Genomic DNA, 2,420 nt, shown 5'->3' with positions numbered 1-2,420 from the left:
CTGGGACACCTCGGTGACGGCGGCGAAGTCGTGGACACCAACGAAGTTCAAGGGAACACTCGCCGTCGAGACCATATCGAGTTGGGTTAGAGGGTCAATGCGTTTGCCGGCCGCGTTTTACGGTTCAATGACCAGGTAGCCGAACTCACCGTTGCGGACGTGCTGATAGCGCCGACAGGTCGAGACTACGGGATCCAGTCGCAACTGATCCAGATAGCCGGTCTCCAGATACGTTGGCGAGCGCCATCCTCGATTCTGGACAGACGCCACCAAACCCAATAGTGGGCCAACAACGCCCTCGGAGTCGCAAATCGCGATCGGCGGCATCTGTGGCCTCTCCTCGAGCTCACGCGCGGAGTAATCGGCGTCACCACCATAGGGGACGTTCGCCACAATACAGTCGGGTTCGGGGATGTTCACGTCGTCAACGAAGAAGCTCTCGCAAAAGGTGATGTCAACGCCGTGCCGCTCGGCGTTTGCCCTGGCAAGGCACAACGCATTGGGATCTATGTCGCACGCCACAATCTCAAGATCCGGCCTCTCGCACTTTAGCGAAATCGAGAGCCATCCGCAGCCAGTTCCGACCTCCAGAACCCGCCCACCGGAAGGCGCATCGCGGAGGACACGCTCTGCCAGCTCACGGGCGTGTTCATCAGGAATGTAGCAACGGCGATCCAGATGGAATTCGCGGCCAAAAAACCTAGAATATCCTCGCAGATATGCGTTCGGCTCTCCAAATCGTTTTCTGGTAGCCAAGCGATATAACCTCGCATCGTCTCCGGCCGCCAAGCTAAGTATCTCTTCAATCTCTTTATTAGAAACCTTGTACTTCCTCAGAACACTCAAGGCTAAATCACGCTTACCAAGGCCTTCTGAGACGATACCGGGCTCTATCTTTGCGCTCATTTCGTTGTTCCTCTGTTAGAGAAAAGCGTGCTAGGGATTCCCCCAAGCCACCGGCACTCCTCACACGCATGCATCGTGCCAAAGGAGAAAAGCTTCTGATATAACGTGTTGTCGAGTTTGCACAGTCGACACTGTCGAACTTCGGACAAGAATGTTGAAGCGCGGCAGCATCACATTGTCGGGCACCGTTCCCGGAAACCGCAAATGAAGCGTAGTCGGCGGCATCAAAGACCGTGATCCGTCATGCTCCAGATGGCTCACAACCGACGCATATATCCGCGCACAGCAGGTCCTCGCCTAAGCCGGGTATCATCAACGCGAAACTTGGCGCCGCCCCCGAAAATGTCCGCAATCCTCCGAGCCGCGCAAAAGAACAGTTCCTGAACCGTGAGGGACTTCGATTCGGGCGAGGGTATCGCTCTCCTTCGCGACCCTTCGGGCCAGCGCTTGAACTTTTTCGATCAGCGGCGCCATGCACTGGTCGGTGAGGCGTGGACGCAGGGCAGGAATAGGTTAGCATCACCGGGGGCCACGCCGAAGCGGAGGCACGCATGTCGACATGACCGATGGTGATGAGCGTGAAGTCGGGATGCTTAGTCGACGTGCCGCGCATGCTGCTGATCGCCGAAAGCTCCGGCGTTAGGTAGGCGCTGCCGGCATCGGTGGCGGGATCTCTGGCCGCGCGGCATGAGCGGTCCTGCCGGTCAGCTTCAGAATGATCCCGGGACGACTATTGACGAGACACTGTTCACCCGGCCGCACAGACCCGCGCGTCCCCGGCAGGTGGCGAGCCGACTACCGGCGCGGCCTCATTCGCACATCGGATGGCAGACGTCGAAAGGCCGGTGCAGGCGACGCCCGTCGCTACCACCGCCCATCAGGGCAAATCCAGCGCCGAGCGGAACTCAACGTTGGAGGGCGCGCAGACTAGTTGCACCTCAGCATGGATTGCCTTGGAGGCTACAGCACACCAACTCACTGAGGCCACTGCCCATTTCGGGAATTCTGGACCGGCGGTTCCAGGATCAGAATTCCGAGTGCTGCGTGCTTGGCCTCTACTTGCGCGTCATACTCGGCGAGCGATTTTAGCAGCCATTCTCGGAAGCTTTTTTCAGCAGCAGACAGCCGCACGGATTTTGATCGGTAGAGCGTAAAGGTCTCGACACTACGCATGCCGATCGGGATGGGGGCAACCAGATGCCCCGACTCGATAGCCGCCATACCCACAAAGCTGTCGCATCCAATGGTGAGGCCGGCGCTGGCCATTGCGGCGGAAAGACATAGACTAGTCCCGTTGAATGTGCTGTGAGTCGCGCGCGCTATGGCGGCGTCCATTCCAGCAACCGAGAACCACAATTCCCAAGGGTTGTAGTTGCTGTCGAGTAGAATGTGGACTTCCTTGAATTGACCATCACCCAGATGGCGCTGCGCATACTCTGCCGTGCAGACCGGCAAGTCCACCCAGCCGCACAGCGCCTCTCCGAAGAATTGCTCATTTTCGAAGCAATTATGTG

General features: G+C 58.2%; 2 protein-coding genes. Both read right to left on the bottom strand.

Features of this window, described 5'->3' with window-relative positions; genetic code table 11:
• Nucleotides 1–117 precede the first annotated feature (117 nt).
• Nucleotides 118–906, bottom strand: coding sequence for a class I SAM-dependent methyltransferase (locus EOA29_RS33120; RefSeq protein ID WP_127222184.1), 789 nt, complete (start codon nt 904–906; stop codon nt 118–120).
• Between the two features lie 975 nt (nt 907–1,881).
• Nucleotides 1,882–2,420, bottom strand: a 539-nt coding sequence (locus EOA29_RS33115) for a hypothetical protein (protein ID WP_210213200.1), incomplete at its 5' end; no start/stop codon positions are given.

Origin of the sequence: Mesorhizobium sp. M1E.F.Ca.ET.063.01.1.1 (genome assembly GCF_003998155.1) — a bacterium.
Lineage (GTDB): Bacteria > Pseudomonadota > Alphaproteobacteria > Rhizobiales > Rhizobiaceae > Mesorhizobium.
Note: the sequence above shows the minus strand (reverse complement) of the source record. Positions and strands in the feature narration are given on the sequence as shown.

What these genes read in the sequence shown, in the direction of transcription:
- EOA29_RS33120 (WP_127222184.1), bottom strand. Translation starts at nt 906, where the DNA reads ATGAGCGCAAAGATAGAGCCCGGTATCGTCTCAGAAGGCCTTGGTAAG.